This is a genomic window from Hyphobacterium marinum (assembly GCF_036330325.1).
Classification (GTDB): Bacteria; Pseudomonadota; Alphaproteobacteria; order Caulobacterales; family Maricaulaceae; genus Hyphobacterium; species Hyphobacterium marinum.
This window is the reverse complement of sequence record NZ_JAZDRO010000002.1, coordinates 404,191-426,828: the sequence shown is the minus strand read 5'-3', so window position 1 is coordinate 426,828 and position 22,638 is coordinate 404,191. Positions and strand designations below refer to the sequence as shown.

The 22,638-nt window shown below is 62.2% G+C and carries 19 protein-coding genes; 14 read left to right on the top strand and 5 right to left on the bottom strand.

What is annotated here, in order from left to right:
* Window positions 1–7: 7 nt before the first annotated feature.
* Window positions 8–1,300, bottom strand: coding sequence for a hypothetical protein (locus V0U35_RS07170; protein WP_330195999.1), 1,293 nt, complete (start codon window positions 1,298–1,300; stop codon window positions 8–10).
* Between the two features lie 189 nt (window positions 1,301–1,489).
* Here V0U35_RS07170 and asnB (V0U35_RS07165) point away from each other — a divergent pair, with 189 nt between their 5' ends.
* From asnB (V0U35_RS07165) to wecB, 6 genes are all read left to right on the top strand, one after another.
* Complete coding sequence (gene asnB, locus V0U35_RS07165; protein WP_330195998.1) at window positions 1,490–3,403, top strand: asparagine synthase (glutamine-hydrolyzing); 1,914 nt, start codon at window positions 1,490–1,492, stop codon at window positions 3,401–3,403.
* A 51-nt stretch (window positions 3,404–3,454) separates the two neighbouring features.
* Window positions 3,455–4,399 carry an NAD-dependent epimerase/dehydratase family protein gene (locus tag V0U35_RS07160; RefSeq protein ID WP_330195997.1) on the top strand — a complete coding sequence of 315 codons (945 nt, stop codon included), beginning with the start codon at window positions 3,455–3,457 and terminating at the stop codon, window positions 4,397–4,399.
* A 14-nt stretch (window positions 4,400–4,413) separates the two neighbouring features.
* Window positions 4,414–5,358 carry an NAD-dependent epimerase/dehydratase family protein gene (locus V0U35_RS07155; RefSeq protein ID WP_330195996.1) on the top strand — a complete coding sequence of 315 codons (945 nt, stop codon included), beginning with the start codon at window positions 4,414–4,416 and terminating at the stop codon, window positions 5,356–5,358.
* Window positions 5,359–5,436: 78 nt separating this feature from the next.
* Window positions 5,437–6,441: a hypothetical protein gene (locus tag V0U35_RS07150; protein WP_330195995.1), complete on the top strand. Its 1,005-nt coding sequence runs from the start codon at window positions 5,437–5,439 to the stop codon at window positions 6,439–6,441.
* A gap of 164 nt (window positions 6,442–6,605) precedes the next feature.
* Window positions 6,606–7,676 carry an NAD-dependent epimerase/dehydratase family protein gene (locus tag V0U35_RS07145; protein WP_330195994.1) on the top strand — a complete coding sequence of 357 codons (1,071 nt, stop codon included), beginning with the start codon at window positions 6,606–6,608 and terminating at the stop codon, window positions 7,674–7,676.
* A gap of 7 nt (window positions 7,677–7,683) precedes the next feature.
* Window positions 7,684–8,736: a non-hydrolyzing UDP-N-acetylglucosamine 2-epimerase gene (gene wecB, locus V0U35_RS07140; protein WP_330195993.1), complete on the top strand. Its 1,053-nt coding sequence runs from the start codon at window positions 7,684–7,686 to the stop codon at window positions 8,734–8,736.
* On the opposite strand, the gene V0U35_RS07135 is transcribed toward wecB, so the two are convergent.
* Window positions 8,679–9,422 carry a hypothetical protein gene (locus V0U35_RS07135; RefSeq protein WP_330195992.1) on the bottom strand — a complete coding sequence of 248 codons (744 nt, stop codon included), beginning with the start codon at window positions 9,420–9,422 and terminating at the stop codon, window positions 8,679–8,681. The two genes, wecB and V0U35_RS07135, sit on opposite strands and share 58 nt — an antisense overlap.
* Before the next feature lie 68 nt (window positions 9,423–9,490).
* On the opposite strand from V0U35_RS07135, the gene V0U35_RS07130 reads away from it, so the two are divergent.
* On the top strand, window positions 9,491–9,946 hold the full coding sequence (locus V0U35_RS07130) for a hypothetical protein (protein WP_330195991.1): 456 nt from the start codon (window positions 9,491–9,493) through the stop codon (window positions 9,944–9,946).
* Here V0U35_RS07130 and asnB (V0U35_RS07125) read toward each other — a convergent pair.
* Entirely contained in the window at window positions 9,943–11,841 is a 1,899-nt protein-coding gene (gene asnB / locus V0U35_RS07125) for an asparagine synthase (glutamine-hydrolyzing) (RefSeq protein ID WP_330195990.1), read from the bottom strand. The genes V0U35_RS07130 and asnB (V0U35_RS07125) overlap by 4 nt on opposite strands.
* A 71-nt stretch (window positions 11,842–11,912) precedes the next feature.
* On the opposite strand from asnB (V0U35_RS07125), the gene V0U35_RS07120 reads away from it, so the two are divergent.
* The 4 genes from V0U35_RS07120 to V0U35_RS07105 all read left to right on the top strand — a co-directional run bounded on the left by V0U35_RS07120 (window position 11,913) and on the right by V0U35_RS07105 (window position 16,087).
* Window positions 11,913–13,097 (top strand): glycosyltransferase family 4 protein, encoded by a 1,185-nt coding sequence (locus tag V0U35_RS07120; protein ID WP_330195989.1) that lies wholly within the window; start codon window positions 11,913–11,915, stop codon window positions 13,095–13,097.
* A gap of 20 nt (window positions 13,098–13,117) precedes the next feature.
* Entirely contained in the window at window positions 13,118–14,248 is a 1,131-nt protein-coding gene (locus V0U35_RS07115) for an acyltransferase family protein (RefSeq protein ID WP_330195988.1), read from the top strand.
* Between the two features lie 81 nt (window positions 14,249–14,329).
* Window positions 14,330–14,932: an acyltransferase gene (locus tag V0U35_RS07110; protein WP_330195987.1), complete on the top strand. Its 603-nt coding sequence runs from the start codon at window positions 14,330–14,332 to the stop codon at window positions 14,930–14,932.
* A 33-nt stretch (window positions 14,933–14,965) separates the two neighbouring features.
* Entirely contained in the window at window positions 14,966–16,087 is a 1,122-nt protein-coding gene (locus V0U35_RS07105) for an NAD(P)/FAD-dependent oxidoreductase (protein WP_330195986.1), read from the top strand.
* On the opposite strand, the gene fsa is transcribed toward V0U35_RS07105, so the two are convergent.
* Window positions 16,084–16,737: a fructose-6-phosphate aldolase gene (fsa, locus tag V0U35_RS07100; RefSeq protein WP_330195985.1), complete on the bottom strand. Its 654-nt coding sequence runs from the start codon at window positions 16,735–16,737 to the stop codon at window positions 16,084–16,086. The genes V0U35_RS07105 and fsa overlap by 4 nt on opposite strands.
* Window positions 16,738–16,918: 181 nt before the next feature.
* Here fsa and tkt point away from each other — a divergent pair, with 181 nt between their 5' ends.
* The 3 genes from tkt (at window position 16,919) to cysN (ending at window position 21,810) form a co-directional block, all read left to right on the top strand.
* A complete protein-coding gene (gene tkt / locus V0U35_RS07095) occupies window positions 16,919–18,916 on the top strand; it encodes a transketolase (protein WP_330195984.1) in 1,998 nt (665 codons plus the stop codon).
* Between the two features lie 105 nt (window positions 18,917–19,021).
* Window positions 19,022–19,918: a sulfate adenylyltransferase subunit CysD gene (cysD, locus tag V0U35_RS07090; protein ID WP_330196109.1), complete on the top strand. Its 897-nt coding sequence runs from the start codon at window positions 19,022–19,024 to the stop codon at window positions 19,916–19,918.
* Window positions 19,918–21,810, top strand: a complete 1,893-nt coding sequence (cysN, locus tag V0U35_RS07085) for a sulfate adenylyltransferase subunit CysN (protein ID WP_330195983.1) — start codon at window positions 19,918–19,920, stop codon at window positions 21,808–21,810. The genes cysD and cysN overlap by 1 nt, the downstream gene beginning before the upstream one ends.
* Here the strand turns inward: cysN and cysQ are convergent.
* Window positions 21,807–22,592, bottom strand: a complete 786-nt coding sequence (gene cysQ / locus V0U35_RS07080; RefSeq protein WP_330195982.1) for a 3'(2'),5'-bisphosphate nucleotidase CysQ — start codon at window positions 22,590–22,592, stop codon at window positions 21,807–21,809. The two genes, cysN and cysQ, sit on opposite strands and share 4 nt — an antisense overlap.
* Window positions 22,593–22,638: the final 46 nt, after the last annotated feature.

Here is a 22,638-nt window from a genome sequence, read left to right as displayed (position 1 = left end):
AGGTCCGTCAGGCGCGGCTGGAAGGCACGAGCCTGCAATAAATGGGCCTCAGGAGCCATGCAAACGGACGGAACAGGCCGGGGTGTTCAAGATAGAAGCACTCGCCCTGGATGATGCGCCAGTTGATCCAGTCCCTGATTGCCGCCTTGAGGCGGGCGAAGCCGCGAGAGGAATCAGGATCAGGCAACGGGTCGACATAGGCCGTGTCGATCTCACCAACAAAGGCGCGATAGGTGTACCGTCCACTCTCGACGATATCGCGCCGAGCTGCATCAATCATTTCCGATATGGCCGCATCATCCTTCAGCGTATCGATGACACTGTCGAGATTGGAATAGTCGGGCTCTATCGCGACGTAGTGCCGGCCAGCTTCCAGGATGCCATTGTACTGGCCCCGGACCAGCGCCTGGGCTGTGCCGGTTGCGATGGCTTCGAGATGGCGCGGTGACAAGCAGGCCAGCTTGAAATCTCCTTCACCTTCGGGGAAGCAGGCCGTGCGCACGTCCTCAAGTGTCGCGTCCGGGTTTTCATCGATGAAACCGTCGACGCACGCCTTGATTGATCCGTCTGCGTCGATGAGGGAGGCTCCGCCCTCGACGCCAATCGTCGCACGGCTGTTGCCCAGGAATTTCAGCCAGCGCTCGCCAGCAATCGTGTCCGACGCGATCATGGAAATGTTGCTTGGAATATTCCGGTGTTCCAGCGCCGAACGCATGGCCTCGCCGACCCGGACCTTGTGCGCGCCATGCTCGCCGAGCCAGAAGCCCGTATCCCAGGCCCGGTATGATACGAAAATATCACGATCTTTCAGGGGTTTGCCCCATAGGCGGGCTTTTTCCACGACCCGCTCGTCGAGATAGCCGGTCAGAACCGTCCGGAATTGGGCTGTATCGACCAGGCCGCCATAAAGCCGAGCCCAGTTCTCCGGCTCAGCGCAACTGAGGATGACGCCCGCCTGCATCCGGCTCAGCATGCTGCGCAACGCATTGACAAGATAATACTCGTCCTGCGGCAAGGCGATCTTCAGGGCCCGCATTCGGCCGATCCGGTCGAACGCCGGTTCCAGCCTCGAGAACTCGCTGCGATTCCAGCGTAACCCGCAAAAACTGGTGTGAATGACAACAACGTCCGGATCCAGAGCGTTGAGGGCCGCGACCGGGTCGCACAGTGCGGCATTGACGTGCGCAGTGTGGTGCCGGCTGTGCCGGAGCCAGGCATGTAAATGGGTTTCGACCGCAGTGCGCAACGGGTAAGTGCCGCGTGCATGATAGAGAATCGCGATGGTCTTACGGCGTGTCATCGCGCGCGCTGCCCCCTTAGACTGCGGGGTGTAATAAGGTGAGCTGCGCGCGTTTGTCCAGCGAGCCGGCCCGGCTTACCGGCTTGACTTGTCACGCTTCCCTGCTCATACCGCCCGCGAGTTCCCGACGCATGGATTTCCCATCGCTTTTTGCGGGTTTGGCAACGGTTCGGCGGCCGAGGTGTTCGCATGTGTGGAATAGCCGGAGCGGTAAGTCTCGACGGTCAGGCAATCGGCCGGCTGGACCGCCGCCTGTCAGCAATGAGCGACCTGATCGAGCACCGCGGTCCCGACGGCCATGGCAGCTGGTCCAGTGACGCCAAAACGGTCGGTTTCGTTCACCGGCGACTGGCCATTATCGACCTGACGCCTGACGGGGCCCAGCCCATGGTGGCTCCGAACGGAACGGTGCTGACCTATAACGGCGAAGTCTACAATTACGTGGAGTTGCGCGACCGGCTCTCCGGGGGGTGGGACTTCCATTCCCACTCGGACACCGAGACCATTCTCGCGGCCTATGACAAGTACGGGGCGGACTGCGTTGATCATTTGCGCGGGATGTTTGCCTACGCGATCTGGGACGCGAAGCGCGGCGTTCTCGAGTGCGCGCGCGACCGCTTCGGTATCAAGCCCTTTTATTACACAATCGCTGACGGGGTGTTCTATTTCGCCTCGGAAGTGAAGGCGCTCGTCCCGGTTCTGCCGGAGGTCGAAATTGACCAGAAGGCCTTGACCGAATACCTGACCTTCCAGTACCCGATTACCGAGCGCACCCTGTTCAAGGGCGTCCACCAGCTTCATCCGGGTCATGCCCTGACCATTCGGGACGGCAAGGTCTCGATCCGCAAATACTGGGATGTCCGCTACGAGCACGACCACTCGATCACGGCCGACGCCGCGCGTACCCGCATCCGTGAATTGCTGAGCGACTCCGTCGATGTGCACCTGCGCGCCGACGTGCCCATCGGGGCCTATCTGTCGGGCGGGGTCGATTCCAGCCTGATCGCCCTGCTTGCCGCCGAACACAGCCCGGACAACAATCTCGCCTTCCACGGCAAGTTCACCGCCTATCCCGGCTATGACGAAAGCCACCACGCCGAAGTGGTTGCCCAGAATGCGGGCATGACCCTCCATCAGGTCGATATCGATGCGATGGATTTCGAGAACAATCTCGCCAAGGTCATCTATCACCTCGACTACCCGGTCGCCGGTCCGGGATCCTTCCCGCAATACATGGTCTCCAAGCTCGCCAGCGAGCACCTGAAAGTGGTCCTCGGTGGTCAGGGCGGTGACGAGATTTTCGGCGGCTATGCCCGCTATATGGTGGGCTATCTCGAACGCCTGATCCTCGGCGCGCTCGATGGCAATCTCGACGACGGCTCCTATTCGGTGACGTTTGAGTCCGTCATCCCCAATCTGGGCTTGCTGCGCGAGTACAAGCCGCTGATGCAGCAATTCTTCTCCAAAGGCATGTTCGAAACGCTCGACCGGCGCTTCTACCGGTTGATCGACCGCTCGACCGATATGGCTGACGAGATCGACTGGACCGCTCTCGATGGCGACCACGCCCTGGAAAGCTATCTGGGGGTCTTCAATGACCGTTCGGTCATTGCCGAGAATGCGCATCTCGATTCCATGAGCCGGTTCGACTTCAAGCGGCTTCTGCCGGCCCTGCTTCAGGTCGAGGACCGCATGAGCATGGCTCACGGGCTGGAATCCCGCGTGCCGCTGCTTGACCATCCGCTGGTCGAATACGCCGCGACCATTCCGCCGGAAGTGAAGTATGAAGGCGGTCGCCTGAAGGAGCTTCTACGGACCACTTATGCCGATACGCTGCCGTCGAGCATTTTCGAGCGGCGCGACAAGATGGGTTTCCCGGTCCCGCTCAAGGAGTGGTATGCAGGTGAGCTCAATACCTTCGTGAAGGACATCTTCCACAGCCAGTCGGCAAAGGACCGCCATTTCATGAACTCCGAAGCGGTTCTGGCCAACTTCGACAAGGACAGCCGCTTCTCGCGCAAGACCTGGGGTCTTTTGAGCCTGGAGCTCTGGCACCAGCAGTTTGCCGACAAGGCTCACGCATTCAGAAAGATGGCCGCCTGACCGGGACGGCCAATCCCGCCAAACCAATAGTTCGCCAAGGAGAATGACCCAATGAAAGTGCTCGTTACCGGGGGGGCCGGCCAGGTCGGTTCGCACGTCGCTGAAATGCTCATGGAGCGTGGCGACCACGTCATCGCGATCGACAATCTGGAAACCGGCCGGCGCGAACACCTGCCCGCGTCGCACCCGAACCTCACCTATGTCGAGGGCGATATCGCCGACAAGGCGCTGATCGACAGCCTGTTCGAAGAGCACAAGCCGGACGTCGTCGTCCACACCGCGGCCTCTTACAAGGACCCGGATGACTGGTATACCGACACCGTGACCAACGCAGTCGGCGGCGCGAATTTGGTCAAGGCTGCCAAGGTCCACGACACCAAGCGCTTCATCTATTTCCAGACGGCGCTGTGCTACGGTACCAAGCCGACTGAAAGCCCGATCACGCTGAACCACCCGAAAAATCCGGGCAATTCCTCCTACGCCATCACCAAGACGGCGGCGGAAGACTTCCTGGAATATTCCGGCATCGACTTCGTGACCTTCCGCCTGGCCAATGTCATCGGCCCGCGCAACGTGTCCGGTCCGCTGCCGATCTTCTTCCAGCGCCTGCGCGACGGGAAAAAGTGTTTCATCACACCGGCCCGCCGCGACTTCGTTTATGTCGGCGACCTGGCGCGCAATGTCGTCAAGGCGGTCGATGGCACGGGCAACGGGGCCTATCACTTCTCGTCGGGCACCGATATCGCGATCAAGGAACTCTACGATGCGGTCGTGGAAGCCCTCCAGATCAACGAATATCCCGAGCCGGATGTTCAGCCGCTTGGACCGGATGATGCCGCGTCGATCCTGCTCGACCCGTCACGGACCTTTGCCGATTTTGGCGATATCGAGTTTACGCCGCTGAAGGACTTCGTGAAGCGCGCCGTCGACTACTATAATGAGCACGGCACGCTGGGCGAGTACACGCACCTGCGTCTGCAGGACAAGAAGCAGTAAGGCGGACACCGGTCATGCGCATCCTCATCACTGGCGGGGCGGGAAGCCTCGGTGCAAACATTATCGACCATCTCCTGCCGCGCGACGGCTACGAGATATTCGTTCTCGACAATTTCGCGACCGGCAATCGCCAGTCGCTGCCTGAAGGCCATGAGCGCCTGACGGTGGTCGAGGGCTCGGTTGCCGACAAGGCACTGGTCGAAAAGTGCTTCGCCGACTTCAAGCCGACCCACGTCATCCATTCCGCCGCGGCCTACAAGGACCCGGACGACTGGGAAGAGGATGCGCAGACCAACATTCTGGGTTCGATTTACGTCGCGAAAGCTGCCGAGGCGGCGGGCGTGAAGCGGCTGGTGAACTTCCAGACGGCGCTCAATTTCGGCCGGCCCAAGACGGTGCCGATTCCGAACGATGCGCCGTCCGCACCATTTACCAGCTATGGCATTTCCAAGACCGCCGGCGAGCAGGTCATGCTGATGGCAGACCTCAACACGGTCTCGCTGCGGCTGGCCAATATCACCGGTCCGCGCCTGGCCATCGGGCCGATCCCGACCTTCTACACGCGTCTGAAGGCCGGAAAGTCCTGCTTCTGCTCTGATACCGTTCGCGATTTCATGCACATGGACGATTTCATCGCCATTCTCGACAAGGCGCTCGACGAAAACGGTCCGAAAGGCGTTTTCAACGTCTCGACCGGTGAGGGCAAATCGATCAAGGACGTGTTCGACCAAGTCGTCGCCTATCTCGGCATCCAGCTCGACGAAGAGGTCCCGATCGTGCCGGTCGGCGATGATGACGTTCCGGCCGTCGTGCTCAATCCGGCCGAGACCGAAAAGGCATTCGACTGGAAGGCGAAAGTCTCGTTCGAGGACACGATCCGCAAGATGCTGGAATGGTATGACGCGCACGGCGTGACCGCGATCTATTCCCACGTCCGCGTGCCACCTAAGACGGGCTAGACTAATAGCGCTGACACGGTCAGAAACCGGTTTGCCGTAGGGTGGCCAGTCAGTCGGATTTATTTTGCCGGGGTCGAAATGGCATACTCAACAAACTGGTTCGACCTGATCGAAAACCAGATCGCCGATTTTCATTATGACGATGAAGGCGCGGCACGGCTCACAATGACCAAGACGGGCGGGATCGTGTCAGCAATCCTTGTCCCGGAGGGCGGAACGTCGCGGCCTCTGGATTCATCTCCGTCCGGAGAGATCGCTATTCCCTTCCCCGCACTGGACGAGGAATTCGCCAGCGAGGTTGAGAAGAACTACGAACTCCAGGTTCGCTACGAAGACGGTGATGTCGCACTCCTCCAGCTGAAACGACAGAACCCGGCGATCCTGAAAGAGCGGTTCAATATAGAAAAACCCGAAGGCTACACGATTGCGGGGCGAAACAATTTTATCGTCGGCGACGGCCCGCTCCGAAGGGACGTATCCCTCAAGGCCGAACGGGGAAAAGGTGTCGACATCGCCCCCTTTAGCTGTCCGGTCTTCAAATCGCCCGAGCTAAATACGGCGTCTCAGATTCTGTCATGGATTTTCGATGGCCAGATTTGCATCGGTCCGCGGAAGTCATCCAGCTACCCGACCGTCACGGAAGAAATGGCAGCGGTTCGTGACGCGCAGGATTCGATCCAGTGTGGTGACCTGTGCTGGATTTGGGCGGCCGTCGCGCACAACCACGGCCTGACATTCCGATTCGTGGGACTTTACAGTTACGGCCCCCGATTTCCTGACCTTGTTTCGAAAAGCCACGCCGTGGTCGAACTGGATACCGAAGACGGTCCGGTTCTTCTCGACCTTTGGGGAAACAGGATTTTTTACGCGGACGGACGGTTCCTATCGACCGAAGATCTTATAACTGCACTGAGAGTAAAAAACCAATTTGTACTGTCGCATTCACTGGCAAATGTCGATAATATAGAGGTAATGTATAAGAACAAAGAAAGGGGCAAAATAAAGACGTTGTTTTCAGGCGTAGAGGACTACAAGAATGTTTATCTCAATTACGTTGAAATCAGCAGCGTCCAGACCGTCTAGCGTAGGTATTTGATCAGGCAGGGTTGGAGAATCCCTTCGCACAACCCTTGAATGAACGGCTGTGTTTGCAGCAAATCATCCTTTGACCGCTGATCGCAGTCCCACTAGGTTCCGCGCGAATTTTGGGCCGGTAATTGCTGCCGGGGTTAAGAGGAATGATGAGCATGGCCGAGAAGACGTTTGACGGAAAGAAGCTGATGATCGCAGGCGGGGCTGGTTTCGTCGGCTCGAATTTGGCCCGCCAGCTTCTCAAGACCGATCTGAAGGAATTGATCATCGTCGACAATCTTTTGTCGTCCGATCCGGTCAACGTGCCTGACGATGATCGCGTCACCTTCATTCCGCGCTCGGTCACCGAGGACGACGTCCTTGATCGCATTCCGGACGATCTCGACTTTGCCTGGGCGCTCTACTGCCTGCATGGCAATCAGTCGTCCATCGCCGATCCGATGCTTGATCACGACAACAACACGTTGCCCAGTCTGAAGCTGTTCAATCGTTTGAAGGACATCAAGTCGCTCGACCGGGTTGTCTATGCCGCCGCCGGATGCGCCGTGGCCGAGAAGACGTTTGGCGAAGCCGCCGCGACGAAGGAAGACGCGCCGGTCTCGCTCTACCACGACAGCCCGTATTCCATCTCGAAGCTGATCGGTGAGTTCTACGGCAACTATTTCTGGAAGCAGTACGATCTGCCCTTCGTCAAGGCGCGCTTCCAAAATGTCTACGGCCCGGGTGAAATCCTGGGTGCCGGCCGCTGGCGCGGGACGCACCATTCGGTCTGGCGCAATGTGACACCGACTTTTATCTTCCGCTCGCTGCATCACGAAGCACTCCCGCTCGACAATGGCGGGGATGCCAGCCGCGACTTCATCTTTGTCGAAGACATGGCACGCGGCCTGATGGCCTGCGCCCTGAAGGGCGATGCCGGCGAGACCTACAATCTCGCGTCGGGTGTCGAGACGACGATTCTCGACCTGGCCGCCAAGATCAACGCGCTGACCGAAAACCCGACGCCGTATGATCTCAAGCCGAAACGGGACTGGGACACGTCGGGCAAGCGCTTTGGCGATCCGACCAAGTCGCGCGAAAAGCTCGGCTTCGAAGCCCAGGTCTCGATCGACGAGGGTCTGAAACGTACCGTGGATTGGACCAAGGCCAACATGGGCGAGATCAAGCGCTGCATGGCCCAGCACGTTCACTTCGTGCCGGAAATCAAGACATACCTGAAGGACTGACCCGCCCGTGACCCGGACCATTTTCACCGTCGTCGGTGCCCGCCCGCAATTCATCAAGGCGGCGGCGGTCAGCCGCGTGATCGCGGATCGCCCGAACCTGGACGAGAAGATCGTCCATACCGGTCAGCACTATGATCCGGGCATGTCGGACGTTTTCTTCGACGAGCTGGGCATTCCTGCCCCGGCGCGCCGATATGAATTCGGTGGCGGCACCCATGGCGCAATGACCGGCAAGATGCTCGCCGCCATCGAGGACGCGCTGATGGAGGACAAGCCCGACGCCGTCCTCGTCTATGGCGACACCAATTCGACGCTGGCCGGCGCGCTGGCCGCGGCCAAACTGCACATCCCGGTCATCCATGTCGAAGCGGGTTTGCGCTCCTTCAACCGGCGCATGCCCGAAGAGATCAACCGGGTCATGGCCGACCATTTGAGCGCGCTCCTGCTCTGTCCGACCCAGACCGGCATCGACAATCTGAAGGCCGAAGGTATCACCAGAGGTGTCCACGCGGTCGGCGACGTCATGCACGACGCGACGCTCTATGCCATCGAACAATCGAAAACGAAGTCCGACATCGTCGACCGGCTAGACCTCGCCGGGAAGGACTATGCCGTCTGTACATTGCACCGCGCGGAAAACACCGACGACACGGAACGGTTCGCCCGCGTCATCGCCTTTCTGGAAGCGCAGGCCAAGGACCGCCTGATCGTCTTCCCGGTCCATCCGCGTACGAAAAAAGTCATGGCCGAGCGGGGTATCACCCCGAAGGGCGTGATGCAGATCGAACCCCTCGGGTATTTTGACCTGCATCGGCTGATGGCGGATTCGTCGCTGGTTCTGACCGATTCCGGCGGCTTGCAGAAGGAAGCCTATTTCCACCGCAAACCGGCGATTACGCTGCGCGACGAGACCGAGTGGGTTGAAACCGTCGAAGCGGGCTGGAACCGGCTGTGGACCATGGATGACTGGAAGGCCCCGCGCCACGACATTTCCGACTACGGTCAGGGCGACGCGGGTGAGCGCACGGTCGACGCCATTGAGGCCTTTCTCGCCTCTTGATATTGCGCGAGTTTTCTCTGCAGGGTTAGATTGCGCGGTTCTATTAGTTGAGTTCGCCTGCTGCCACCGTGTTCTTGCATTTTCGCCTGCCTCTCATCCTTGCGTCCATGGCTCTCCTGGCCGGATGCGGGGAAAACACAGCACAGCCTGTGGCGGACCGGACTCCGCCCCTGTCGTCGGACGCTCTGGCGGCTGCGCGGGGATGGTATGAGTCGGCGGGTGTTGATCCGCGCGTGCTCGCCGAAATTCCTGTCGATGAACGCGCGCGGCGGCTGACCCAGGCGGTCTACGCCTTTTGTGATCAGGGGAACCGCACGGATCCGGATCTCAATGCGCTCTTTGAGGAGTGCGTCGCGGCCTGCGGCGGCTATTCCTACGTCTTGCGCGGCCTGCTGGAATTGACGGGAGCACGGACCCGGTACGTCAATCTCTACAACATTCCCAACCAGGGAAATCATACCGCGGTTGAGGTTCTCATCGACGGGCGCTGGGGTTTCTACGATCCGACTTTTGGAACCTATTTTACCCGTGACGGTGAAGCGGATGGTCCGGTCCTGCCGCTTCATGACATTGCGGCTTCTTATTCTGCCGAAGAACTCGCGGACCACGTTCAGCAAGCCAAAAAGGACGCTGCGGAATTCCTCACCGAGCCGCTGGACACCTTGTTCTCCGAGACGTTCGATCATGCCTACATGTCCCTCGAAAACTATCAGCTTTCAGAAGCCAGAACCCGTCTCGACGTCGCGACCTGGTCATGTTGGACATTCCCCTCGCAATCAATGGCGGCCTGGCCGAGATCGGGGATTTCGATGCGGAAGACGTCGCGTCGGCTCAAACGATCTGGCTGGAGCAAACCAACGCCATTCTCCTGGATGATGACCTGGCCAATGACGTCTCCTATGTCAGTCACGAACTGTCCAACGATCAGGCTGAGCGGATCACGACTGTTTCAGTCGCGGGCGTCGAGCCTGGCCAATCCTATGAGCTGACACTGCTGCTATTTGGCAACGAGGGGCAGGTTGTCCAAATTTCGCCGATGGGCCGCTCCGCCTTTTATGGCGGAACAAGCCGCATTGCACTGACCGAGGCGCGAACCGTTTCCACGGCCAATTTTGTCGCAGTGGAAGACACCGCGCGGTTTGCAATCCGCAATTATAATCCGACTGGCATGGTCAGGATGCTGGCTGTTCGCGTCCAGCGAGCTGATTAGCCGGATATCCCGTTCGCCTTTGCCCAGTGCGCGAAGGCGGTGAGTCGGAAGACCATGCCCGCCGCCTTGGTGTCATGGCCCATTGCCGTACGCGCGAGCCGCGCCTCGTGCATGTCGATAAATCCTGTCCAGTCGCGCTCGAGCATCGCGAACGCGTCCTCGACCACATCCGCGAGCGGGCCATTCAGCCAGCGCTGCTCCGGCGTCGAAAAGCCCAGCTTGCGGCGGCGGCGGAGGATTGGCTCCGGCACAACGCCATCGAGGGCCAGTCTCAGCATGCGCTTCGTCTCACCATCAGCGATCTTGGCGCTGCCGGGCGCGCGGAAGGCGATGTCGGAGACCTCGGCGTCGAGATAGGGCAGGCGCGTCTCGATGCCGAACCGCATCGAATTGCGGTCCTCATAGCGCAAGAGCGATGGCAGCGAGACCGCGCCGGTCATCGCCCGGATCAAACGGTCGAACCGGTTGGCTCCGCGCGTCTTGACCGGAAGCGGTGGTGGATAGAGTGCCGCCGGACCGGCGGGCCAGGGGCGCGGCGGCCAACCGTCCTTGAAGCGCGCCACCGTCTTGCGCACCGGGAAGGGCAGGATGTTCGAATAGGTCGCTCTGAAAAGTTCGAAGGGCGAAAAATCGCTCTCGTCCGCGCACAGCGCATCGACGGTGCGCTTCCACGCCCCGAAATCGGCCGACAGCGCGAGATCGGCGAGATGTGGTCCAGCCATTCCGGGATAGCCGCCGAAGAGCTCGTCCGCCCCCTGACCATCGAGCATGGCTTTCAGGCCTGCCTGATGTGCGGCCTTGAAAACGAGGTTCTGGATGAGGATTGAACTGGACGCGAAGGGTTCGCCCTGCGCGGTGATCGCGGAGTCGAATGTCTCGCGGACCGCATCGTCGTCCGGGGTCACACTGATCCGCTCAATCCGGGCCGCGTCGGCGACCATGTCGACATAGGGCCGTTCGGAAATCGATCCGCCGCCCGGCAGTTCTTCGTCGAAAATGGCAGAAACGCACAGGATCGGGGCTTCGCCACGGTCGCGGTCGGCGAGCAGGACAATCCCGCTGGAATCAAGCCCGCCGGAGAGGCAGGACCCGACCTGGACGTCCGCGCGCATGCGCAGCTTCACCGCGCGTTCCAGCGCGGGCCGCAGGGCCTCGGCGGCGGTTTCCGGCCGTGCCAGCGACGGGTCCATCGCGGGTTGTGTCCACCAGCGTTCGGATTGAATAACCTCCCCTGGTGTGGGCAGGGGGTTTGACAGGTCAATCTCGGCGAAATGCCCGGCGGGCAAACGGGTGATGTCGTCGAAAAAGGTCTCGTCGCCCCAGTCAGTCGCCCCGGCATTGATGAAGTCGGCGGCAACGCGGCGGTTCAGCTTTGGCCGTTCGGGCAGGGCTTCAAGCAGCTGGCCGATCTCGGAGGCGCAGGCGAACCGCGTTCCGCCATCTTCGCGCCAGGCCGTAACGTGAAGCGGCTTCTCGCCGAACCGGTCGCGGGCGAGTGTCAGCCGGTTCTCGCGGGCGTCGTGGAGAGCAAAGGCGAACATGCCATTGAACCGGGCAAGGGCCGCTATGCCCCATTGCGCCCAGGCAGCGATCAGGACCTCGGTATCAGACTGGGTCGAAAACATGTGGCCAAGGGCTTCGAGTTCGCTCCGCAGGGTCTCGAAATTGTAGATCGCGCCATTGAAGACCAGCGAGTAGCGCTCGTCAGAGGACACCATGGGCTGATGTCCGGCATCGCTGAGATCGTAGATCGATAGGCGTTTGTGGCCCATGACCAGCAGACCCGCCGCCGTGTCGCGACGGACCTCGCCCGACCCGTCCGGGCCGCGGTGGCGCGCCGCGTCGAGCGCGCGCTCCGGGGGGATGAAACCCACCGATGTCCAGATGCTACACATGGCGTGTTTCTATCCGCTCCGGGGCCATTTAGTGTGTTCATATCGGGCAATGAGAGTTTGGAACACCTTCCATGAGCGATGGCAATGCAGACAGCGCTCGGGCGCGAATTCTCTTCATCGCCATGTATCTCGTGCCCAATGATGCACGTTTCCTGAAACTGCGGGATCGGCTCGCCGCTGAAGGGTTCGAGGTTTCCGCCATCGTGCCCCAAATGCCCGGGATCAAGGTCGCGCCCGGTGTCACCGCAGTCCAGCCCGGCCCTCTGACACGGCTGGCTTATGCGCTCCGGCCCTTGCCGGGAATCGGCACGCTGGCCAACGCCTGGCTGGCGCGCAAGCGCAAGTCTGGACTGGCGAAGGCCGCAGTCCGTTCTGAACCAGACGTGATAATCGGGTTTGACCCGGAAGCCATGCCGGCCGCCATTGAGGCCAAGCGGCGGACTGGCGCGCGCTTTGTCTTCGACGCGCACGAATACCACAGCGAGGAAGACCCCGATCATCCCCTGCGTGGGCGCTGGGTGGCGCGGCTTGAGACCCGGCTCGATCCCCATCTCGATGGTTTCGTCACCGTCAACCAGTCGATTGCGGACCTCTACGTGCGGGATGCGCGGATCAAGCGCTCGCCGCTTGTCGTCCGTAATGCGGTCGATCCCTATCCGTCCCATGACGGTGTGGATCGCTTGCGTCCGGCACTTGGCGTGCCGGAGAGCGAGAACATCCTGCTTTATCACGGCGCGTTGCGTCCGATGCGCGGATTGATTCAGCTCGCCGAAATGTCTTGGCATCTGCCGCAGGGCTGGACCATCGCCGTGATGGGCGAAGGGGCGCTGCGCGAGGAAATGGAAAGGGCGGGTCATCCCCAGCGCCTGCGCTTCCTGCCCTCCGTACCTCATGCCGAACTGCCGCTCTGGATCGCAAGCGCAACGCTGGGCGTGATCCTCTATGAGGGCCGCGGCGAGAACCAGCGTAACGCGACCCCCAACAAGCTTTGGGAGTACGCTGCTGCCGGCGTCCCCATGCTGGCTCGGGATCTTCCAGAACTCGCGGCCGCCATTCGGTCCGCCGGCATGGGGATTCTGGTCAGCGACGGCGAGGCTCCGGCTGATATCGCCCGCCGCCTGGGCGATCTTGATCCGGACTGGTTGACCCAGGCCTCGGCCGCCGCAAGGCGCTTCGCCGAGAAAAACAGCTGGAGCCGCGAAGTCGAGCCCTTTGTTGACCTCGTGCGCCAACTCGCCCAAACGTCGCGCGGCTAGACCGGGTCAGGGGCGGGGACATGACGGCAGGCAGTTCGGTTCCGTCCAGCGGCTATATCCCGGCACTCGACGGGCTGCGCTTTGTCGCCTTCTTCCTCGTTTTTCTGCACCACAGTTTTTACACGCCGCTCGACGGGTTGTCCTATTTCCAGGGAAACATGTGGTTCGGGGTCGAGCTCTTTTTCCTGTTGAGCGGTTTCCTGATCACCCGTCTGCTGCTGGTCGAGCGGCGCGAGACCGGACGGATTTCCTGGAAGCGCTATGGCCTGCGCCGCATCTTGCGGATCTGGCCGCTCTATTTCGCGATGATACTCGTCTTTTCGGCGACCGGCTGGTTCAATTTCGAAGACAATTACTGGCCGCACTTCCTCAGCTTCATCACCTTCACCAACAATATCCATTCCGCCTTTTCCGGCTGGCCGAATGCACCGGTCATTTCCCCGCTCTGGACGATCTCCAGCGAGGAACAATTCTACCTGGTCCTGCCGTTCCTGGCGGGGCTGGCAGTCGTCTCGCGCCGGGCTTTCCTCGGCGTAGCAGCGGCCTGGCTGATCGTCGCCCTCGTCTTCCGCTTCGTCTTCATCCTCGAAGACGTGCCCTATCCGGCGATCTGGGTGTTCACACCGGCCAAGCCCGAAGCCTTGCTGGCCGGCGTCGTCATGGCCGTGTTCGAGCGACAGATGCTGGTTTGGCGCTGGAAGTGGCTGGCGATCGCTGCGCTGACCGCCGTCTCGGTGTGGATACTCTTTTTCACCGGCCTCCTGTGGGAGCCGGGCTGGCATCAGGCCTTTCTCTATTTCGGTTCGGCAGGTCTCGCTGCCGCCATGCTGTGGGCGGTGTTGTCCACACCAATCCTGTCAGCCCCGCTGGGCTGGCGGCCCATTGCCTATCTGGGACGCATATCCTTCGGCCTCTACGTCTTTCACCGCCTCGCCATGTATCTGGCTGACTGGCTGGTACCGCAGATCTACGACCGGGACGCCGTTTCGGCGAACGGCTGGGTCGTGGATGACCCCTGGGTCTGGATACAGGGGTTTGTGCTGGTCTTCGCGGTGACCGTCGTGTTCGCGGCCCTGTCCTATCAGTTTCTGGAGAAGCCCTTTCTGAAGCTGAAAACCCGCTTCGAATTCATTGAAGGCCGGCCGGTCTGACCGGGCCGTGAAATCACGCTTGCGGGGCGGGGGCGGGCGCGGGATAAACGCAGCCGATTTCATACCGAGGGGGCAAAATCCATGGGTTACTGGGCACATGAAACCGCGGTCGTCGATGACGGCGCGGAAATCGGCGAAGGCACGAAAATCTGGCACTTCGCCCACGTGCTTCCCAACACGACGGTCGGGCGCAACTGCTCGCTGGGCCAGAACGTCATGGCCGGTCCCGGCGTGACGATCGGCGACAAGGTCAAGGTCCAGAACAATGTCTCGCTCTACAAGGGTGTCACTCTGGAAGACGGCGTCTTCTGCGGCCCGTCCTGCGTCTTCACTAACGTCCTGACGCCGCGCGGCTTCGTCGAGCGCAAGGCCGAGTTCGGCGAGACCATCGTGCGCCGCGGTGCCACGATCGGCGCCAACTCGACCATCGTCTGCGGTGATCCCAACGGAAAAACCGAGCTGGGCGAGTACTGCTTCATCGCCGCCGGTGCGGTTGTGGTGAAGGATGTTCCGCCGCATGCGCTGATGGCGGGCGTTCCGGCCAAGCGCATCGGCTGGGTCAGCCGGGCCGGTGAGGTGCTGAAATCCGATCTCGTCTGCCCGCGCACCGGCGAACGCTACGCTGAACGCGATGGCAAGCTCGTCATCATCGAGGAAAAGGACCAGGACAGCCCGCATCTCTGAGGCGATACTGTCCGCCCGCCAGCCGGGGGCCGCATGGACCAGGTAGAGTGCATCGTACTTGGCGCAGGCATTGCCGGACTGGCGGCGGCCCGGGCGCTGGCGCTGCGGGGCCATGAGGTCATGATCCTCGATGCCGGTCCGATCATCGGGTCGGAGACCAGCTCGCGGAACAGTGAAGTCATTCACGCCGGTATCTACTACCCTCAGGGCAGTCTAAAGGCGCTGGCCTGCGTCGCCGGGAAACAACGCCTTTACCGATTCTGTGCCGAACGGGGTGTCCCGCACCGGCGGTGTGAAAAGCTGATTGTCGCGACAGGGGACAATGAGGAAGACCGGCTGAAAGCGATCCAGGCCAAGGCGGCCGCCAATGGCGTCGCTGACCTTCGTCTACTGAGCCGCGCCGAAGCACAGGCTCTGGAACCGGAGCTGGCCTGTTCAGCAGCGCTCCTCTCTCCGTCGACCGGCATCGTCGACAGCCACGCCTTCATGCTCGCCCTGCAGGGCGAAGCCGAAGCCCATGGCGCGATGACTATCCTCAACACGCGTGTCTCAGGCGGAGAATTGACGGAGGAGGGCGTCGTTCTGACGTTGGCGGACGGAGAGCAAATCGGCGCGAGACTGCTGGTCAACGCGCTGGGCCTGCACGCGCCGGACTTCGCCCGGGGGCTGGGTGGGCCGTTCGCGAAGACCGCGCCGAAAGCCTGGTATGCCAAGGGCAGTTATTTCTCGCTCAACGCCAAGGCTCCGTTTTCGCGGCTGGTCTACCCGCTGCCCGAACCGGGCGGGCTGGGCGTGCATATCACCATCGATCTCAATGGCCGGGCGCGCTTCGGTCCTGATGTCGAATGGGTCGACACGCTCGACTATGCCGTCGATCCGGCGCGAGCGGATGCCTTCTATGATCGCATACGCGACTACTGGCCCGGCCTGTCAGAGGGCGCGCTCCTGCCGGACTATTCCGGCATCCGTCCCAAGATCAGCGGACCGGACGAACCGGCCGCGGATTTCCGTATCGACGGCCCGGAAATCCACGGTGTGGCCGGCGTCGTCCACATGTTCGGAATTGAATCGCCCGGCCTGACGTCTTCGATGGATCTCGCCGACCGGGTGGCGGACCGGATCAGCCCGCATCCGGCCCCGGCAGGGACGTTTTAAAGGCCTTCGCGGCCCGAGGCTTTCCAGTCGGCCAGAAACGCCTCCAGCCCCTTGTCGGTCAGCTCGTGGCGAACCATGGCGTCGAAGAGATTTGGCGGGATGGTTGCGCAGTCAGCCCCGGCCAGCGCCGAGCCCTCGATATGTTCGAGCGAGCGGATCGAGGCGGCGAGAATGCGGGTCTCGACCCCGTACTCGTCATAGACCTGCCTGATACGCTGGATCAGGCCCAGGCCGTCTTCTCCACGATCATCGAGACGCCCGATGAAGGGCGAGACAAAGGCGGCGCCGGCCTTGGCCGCCAGCAGCGCCTGGTTGACCGAGAAGCACAGCGTGACGTTGGCCGGATGGCCTTCGTCGGCCAGTTCGGCGCAGGCTTTCAGCCCATCAAAAGTCAGGGGCAGTTTGACCACGATATTGTCGGCAATGGCGCGCAGCTTCTTGCCTTCGCTGACCATGGTGGCCGCATCGATCGCAACCACTTCGGCGCTGACTGGGCCGTCCACCGCGGCACAGATGGCTTTCAGCCCCTCGAAAAAGTCACCGCCGGCCTTGGCGACCAGCGAGGGGTTGGTCGTGACCCCGTCTACCAGCCCGGTGCGGGCATGTTCGGCGATCAGGCCGGGTTCTGCGCTATCGAGGAATATCTGCACGTCAGGCCTCTTCCTTGGTGACCAAGCTGTGTTAGACGCCCCTCCTAATCCTGCCCGGTGAATAAAGCGTGACATGGGGCGGACGGGTGGTTTCGCGCGCAGGCATGAGTCGGTTGCGCGGGCGAATCCCCTTATGGAATTTACGCAGCCTGCAATTATCAGGAAGAGGCCCGGACCCGTGATGTCGAACACCGCCCCCAGCACGGACACCGAATCCGCGCGTCTCAAACCCATGGCGAACGCCATCCGCGCCCTGGCCATGGATGCCGTCGAACAGGCGAAATCGGGCCATCCGGGCATGCCGATGGGTATGGCCGATGCGGCAACGGTGTTGTGGGCGAAACACCTCAAATTCGACCCTGCCGACCCGAACTGGCCGGACCGCGACCGCTTTGTCCTGTCTGCCGGCCACGGCTCGATGCTGATCTACGCGCTTTTGCACCTGACCGGCTTTGCCGATGTCACGCTCGACGAGATCCGCAATTTCCGCCAGCTCGGATCGAAGACACCGGGCCACCCTGAATTCGGTCACACCACGGGTGTGGAAACCACGACCGGTCCGCTGGGCCAGGGGATTTCGACCGCTGTCGGCATGGCGCTCGCCGAACGCATGGCCAATGCGCGGTTCGGCGACGAACTGGTCGATCACCGCACCTGGGTCATCGCCTCGGATGGCGACCTCCAGGAAGGCATCAGCCACGAGGCCATCTCGCTCGCCGGGCATCTGAAGCTCAACCGTCTGGTTGTCCTGTGGGACGATAACGAGATTTCCATCGACGGTTCGACCGAGCTTTCGGAATCCACGGACGTGATGAAACGCTTCGAGGCGGCCGGTTGGGCGACCTCCCGCGTGAACGGCCATGACATGGCGGCGGTTGATGCCGCGCTGGAAGCCGCCAAGACGTCGGACAAGCCTGTCCTCATCGCCTGCCGCACCACGATCGGCTTCGGGGCCCCGACCAAGGCAGGCAAGTCGTCCAGTCACGGCGCGCCGCTGGGCGCGGACGAGATCATCGGCACCCGCGAGGCCCTGGCATGGGACCACGTGCCTTTCGACATTCCCGCCGCCATCCGTGCGGACTGGGCGGCGGCCGCACTGCGCGGGGAACGTGAGCGCGGCGAGTGGCTGGCCCGTCTGAACCAGTCCGAGCACAAGCGCGACTTTGAACGGGCCCTGAGCCGCAGCGCTCCGGCCTCCGTGTTCGAGGCGCTCGCCGCTTATCGCAAGGCTCTGGCGACGGAAAAACCCAACCTCGCCAGCCGCGCGGCCTCGGGCAAGACGCTTGAAGTGATGGTCCCGGCCATGCCGTCGCTGGCCGGCGGTTCGGCGGACCTGACCGGATCGAACCTGACCAAGGTGAAGGAACAACCGCTGGTCACGGCGACCGACTACTCCGGCTCCTATATCCATTTCGGCGTGCGCGAGCACGGTATGGCGGCCTGCGCCAACGGCATGGCGCTGCATGGCGGTGTCCGGCCCTATGTCGGGACCTTCCTGGTCTTCGCGGACTATTGCCGCCCGGCCATCCGCCTTGGCGCGCTGATGGAACAGCCCGTCGTCTATGTCTTCACACACGATTCCATCGGCCTTGGCGAAGACGGTCCGACCCACCAGCCGGTCGAGCATCTGGCCTCGCTGCGGGCCATGCCGAACGTGAAAGTCTTCCGTCCGGCCGACGCCATGGAAACCGCCGAGTGCTGGGAACTGGCGCTGAAAAACGATACCGGCCCGTCCATCCTCGCCCTGTCGCGTCAGACCCTGCCGTTCCAGCGCACCGACGACGGCAGCGAAAACCTGAGTGCGCGCGGAGCCTATGTCCTCAAAAGCGCCGACTCGCCGAAAGGCGTGATCATCGCGACCGGATCGGAAGTCGCCATCGCGGTCAAAGCCGCGGAAGCGCTTGCCAGCAAAGGCGTGCCGGTAAACGTGGTCTCCGCGCCATCGCTGGAACTCTTCGCGGCGCAGAACAAGGCCTATCGCGACAGCGTGCTGCCGCAGGACTTGCCCAGGGTCGCGGTCGAGGCCGCCGCCCGCTATGGCTGGGATGCCTTCATCGGCGTCGACGGCGGGTTTGTCGGCATGACCGGATTCGGAGCGTCGGCACCGATCAATGATCTCTACACGCATTTCGGGATCACCGCGGACGCGGTGGCCGAAGAAATGCTCGCCCGCGTCTAGGCGCGGGGACGGGGCCGGGCTAGGAACGCCCCCATGAGCGCTTTTGCCGACACGCTGAACGCCTATGCCGCTCGGGCGCGCGACGGTGGTACGCGTGTCCAGGCCATGCCCGCCGACCTCGCCGCGCTGGAGGCCGAGAGCCTTCACATCATGCGCGAAGTGGCGGCGAATTTCGCCAATCCGGTGATGCTCTACTCCATCGGCAAGGATTCAGCGGTGATGCTGCATCTGGCGCTGAAGGCCTTCTACCCCTCGCCCTTGCCGTTTCCGCTTCTCCATGTCGACACGACGTGGAAGTTCACCGACATGATCAAATGGCGCGACGGCCTCGCAGACGCGTTCGGTTTCGATTTGCGTGTTCATGTCAATCCGGACGGGCTGGCGCGCGGCATCAATCCGTTTGCGTCCGGTTCGGCCCTGCACACCCAGGTGATGAAGACCGAGGCCCTGCGCCAGGCGCTCGACGCAAACCGCTTTGATGCGGCCTTCGGTGGTGCCCGCCGCGACGAGGAGAAATCCCGCGCCAAGGAGCGCATCTTCTCTTTCCGCGACCGCCACCATGGCTGGGATCCGCGCAACCAGCGCCCGGAACTCTGGTCGCTTTACAACACCCGGATTCACAAGGGCGAATCGATCCGTGTCTTCCCGCTCTCGAACTGGACCGAGCTCGACATCTGGCGGTATCTGCTGGTCGAGGACATTCCCGTCGTGCCGCTCTATCTCGCTGCGCCGCGCCCGGTGGTCGAACGCGACGGGACGCTGCTGATGGTCGATGATAACCGCTTCCCGCTGCACGATGGTGAGACACCGCAGACCCGCAAGGTCCGCTTTCGCACGCTCGGCTGCTACCCGCTGACCGGCGCGATCGAGTCCGAAGCCGACACGATTGAAGCCGTCGCGCTGGAAATGTTGGCCGCGCGGACCTCGGAACGCTCCGGACGCCTGATCGACAAGGACGAGCAGGGTTCGATGGAGAAGAAGAAGCGCGAGGGCTATTTCTGATGGCCGGGCAGGCGCGCGCCGAGGCCATCGACCGTCTTTCCCATGCCGGGGAGGGCGGGGTGTTGCGCTTTGTCACCTGCGGTTCGGTGGATGACGGCAAGTCCACGCTGATCGGCCGGCTGCTTCATGACAGTCAGCTTCTGTTCGAAGACCAGATCACGACGCTGGCCGCCGAGTCGAAACGCCACGGCAAGGCCGGCGGCGGGATCGATTACGCGCTGTTGCTCGACGGGCTCGAGGCCGAGCGCGAACAGGGCATCACGATTGACGTTGCCTACCGCTATTTCGCGACGGCGAAGCGCAAATTCATCGTCGCCGATACGCCCGGCCATGAGCAGTACACCCGCAACATGGCGACGGGCGCGTCGACTGCGGCCGCGGCCATCCTGCTGGTCGATGCCCGCAAGGGTATCCGCGAACAGACGCGCCGGCACGCCTTCATCGTTCACATGATGGGCGTTCGCCACATCATCCTGGCGGTCAACAAGATGGACAGTGTCGAGTGGGCACAGGGCCGTTTCGATGCGCTGCACGCTGAATTCATGGCCGCCATTGCCAGCCTCGACTTTGACAGCGTGACGGCGATCCCGATCTCGGCGCGCGAAGGCGATAACGTCATCGCTGCCAGTCCCGCCATGCCCTGGTACAACGGTCCGGCGCTGCTCGCTCATCTCGAAACCTTGCCTGCCACCGTGCGCGACGTAGACGGCCCGTTCCGATTCCCCGTGCAGTGGGTGAACCGCCCCGATCAGGATTTCCGCGGGTTTTCCGGCACAGTCGTATCGGGGTCGGTGCGGGTTGGTGACAGCGTCACGGTCGCGGGCAGCGGCGCGTCGGCTGTGCTGGCACGGATCGTCACCGCCGATGGCGACCGCGAAGCCGCACGCGCCGGTGAAGCCGTGACGCTTGTGCTCGACCGGGAAACCGACATCGCGCGCGGGGATGTCATTTCCGGCGCGAGGGACCGCCCGGAAGTCACTGACCAGTTCGCGGCGAAACTCCTGTGGATGGGCGAGGACGCGCTGATGCCGGGCCGCTCCTACCTCCTGAAGTCAGGCACGGCGACCGTTCCCGCCTCGGTCAGCGCACTCAAACACCGGATCGACATCAATACCTATCAGCCTGTTCCGGCTACCAAGCTCGAGTTGAACGAGATCGGCCTCGCCAACCTCTCTCTCAGCTATCCGATCGCAACCGATGCCTATGATGCGGTCAGGGAGACCGGCAGTTTCATCCTGATCGACCGTTTCACCAACCAGACGGTCGGTGCCGGCATGATCGAATTTGGCCTTCGCCGCGCCCAGAACATCCACCGCCAGGCCTTTGACGTGACCAAGACTGACCGGGCGCGGATCAAGGCGCAGAAGCCGACGCTTCTCTGGTTCACCGGCCTCTCCGGTGCCGGCAAGTCGACGGTCGCCAACCTAGTCGAGCAACAGCTCGCCCGGGCCGGGCATCACACCTACACGCTCGATGGCGACAATGTCCGGCATGGGCTCAACCGCGATCTCGGTTTCACCGAGGCTGACCGGGTGGAGAATATCCGCCGCGTGGGCGAGGTCGCGAAACTCTTCGTCGATGCCGGTCTGATCGTGACCACCGCTTTCATCTCGCCTTTCCGGTCCGAACGCCAGGCGGTTCGAGACCTGCTGGAGCAGGGCGAATTCCTCGAAGTCTTCGTCGATGCGCCCATCGAGGTCTGCATGGAACGCGACCCGAAAGGCCTCTACGAGAAGGCGAAGGCAGGCGAGATCAAGAATTTCACCGGTTTCGACAGCCCGTACGAGGCCCCGGACAATCCCGATATTCACCTTGAGACCGCCGACCTGTCGCCTGAAGACGCCGCGGCGCGTGTGATCGAGGCGCTACGCAAGCTGGGCCGTCTCGGCTAGGCGCGCCCGCGGGCGATGAAAGGCCCGTTCAGAAAGCCGGTCTCGACCTTGCCATAGCGGAAGGGCGTGCCATCCGGGTTTTCCACCCGCCCCCCGGCGGCCGCCAGCACGGCGTGTCCGGCGGCGGTATCCCACTCCATCGTTGGCCCGAAGCGCGGATAGATGTCGGCCTTGCCTTCGGCCAGCATGCAGAATTTCAGCGATGAGCCCGCACTGATCGTCTCGGTTACCCCTTCGGCCCGGGCCAGCGCTTCGGTTTCCGGGTCACGATGCGACCGGCTCATCACCGCCGTCAGGTTTTCAGTTGGGCGAGGGCGAGCGGCGATGCCGGACCAGTCGAACCGTGCGGCACCCGGCGCACCTTGGCATGAGAAGGCCGACTTTCCGCCCGCGAATATCGCACCGAGCGCCGGGGCCTGGACACAACCCGCCATCGGTGTGCGTCCACTGATCAGGGCAATATTGATCGTGAACTGGCCATTGCGCGAGATGAATTCCTTGGTGCCGTCGACGGGATCGACCAGCAGGAATTCACCGCCGATTTCCGGCCGATTGCCGCCCTCGAACGCTTCCTCGGCGAGGATCGGAACGCCCGGCAACAGGGCGGCCAATTCCTCCAGGATGATGGCTTCAGCGGCATGATCTGCTGCCGTCACCGGAGACCGGTCGGCTTTCTGTGAGGCGGTGAATTCCGTGCCGTAAATGTCCATGACCGCGACGGACGCCCGCGAACAGATCCGGGCAAATTCGAATGCCAGGGAATCCCGGTCATGCCGTTTCATTGTCTGGATTTCCCGTCTTCCCCGACCGGTCATTACCTATAGACGC

Coding starts and splice junctions, on each gene's coding strand:
- V0U35_RS07170 (WP_330195999.1), bottom strand. CDS start 1,300: ATGACACGCCGTAAGACCATCGCGATTCTCTATCATGCACGCGGCACT.
- asnB (WP_330195998.1), top strand. CDS start 1,490: ATGTGTGGAATAGCCGGAGCGGTAAGTCTCGACGGTCAGGCAATCGGC.
- V0U35_RS07160 (WP_330195997.1), top strand. CDS start 3,455: ATGAAAGTGCTCGTTACCGGGGGGGCCGGCCAGGTCGGTTCGCACGTC.
- V0U35_RS07155 (WP_330195996.1), top strand. CDS start 4,414: ATGCGCATCCTCATCACTGGCGGGGCGGGAAGCCTCGGTGCAAACATT.
- V0U35_RS07150 (WP_330195995.1), top strand. CDS start 5,437: ATGGCATACTCAACAAACTGGTTCGACCTGATCGAAAACCAGATCGCC.
- V0U35_RS07145 (WP_330195994.1), top strand. CDS start 6,606: ATGGCCGAGAAGACGTTTGACGGAAAGAAGCTGATGATCGCAGGCGGG.
- V0U35_RS07135 (WP_330195992.1), bottom strand. CDS start 9,422: ATGATCGAACGTCTCGGAGAACAAGGTGTCCAGCGGCTCGGTGAGGAA.
- V0U35_RS07130 (WP_330195991.1), top strand. CDS start 9,491: ATGTTGGACATTCCCCTCGCAATCAATGGCGGCCTGGCCGAGATCGGG.
- asnB (WP_330195990.1), bottom strand. CDS start 11,841: ATGTGTAGCATCTGGACATCGGTGGGTTTCATCCCCCCGGAGCGCGCG.
- V0U35_RS07120 (WP_330195989.1), top strand. CDS start 11,913: ATGAGCGATGGCAATGCAGACAGCGCTCGGGCGCGAATTCTCTTCATC.
- V0U35_RS07115 (WP_330195988.1), top strand. CDS start 13,118: ATGACGGCAGGCAGTTCGGTTCCGTCCAGCGGCTATATCCCGGCACTC.
- V0U35_RS07110 (WP_330195987.1), top strand. CDS start 14,330: ATGGGTTACTGGGCACATGAAACCGCGGTCGTCGATGACGGCGCGGAA.
- V0U35_RS07105 (WP_330195986.1), top strand. CDS start 14,966: ATGGACCAGGTAGAGTGCATCGTACTTGGCGCAGGCATTGCCGGACTG.
- tkt (WP_330195984.1), top strand. CDS start 16,919: ATGTCGAACACCGCCCCCAGCACGGACACCGAATCCGCGCGTCTCAAA.
- cysD (WP_330196109.1), top strand. CDS start 19,022: ATGCCCGCCGACCTCGCCGCGCTGGAGGCCGAGAGCCTTCACATCATG.
- cysN (WP_330195983.1), top strand. CDS start 19,918: ATGGCCGGGCAGGCGCGCGCCGAGGCCATCGACCGTCTTTCCCATGCC.
- cysQ (WP_330195982.1), bottom strand. CDS start 22,592: ATGAAACGGCATGACCGGGATTCCCTGGCATTCGAATTTGCCCGGATC.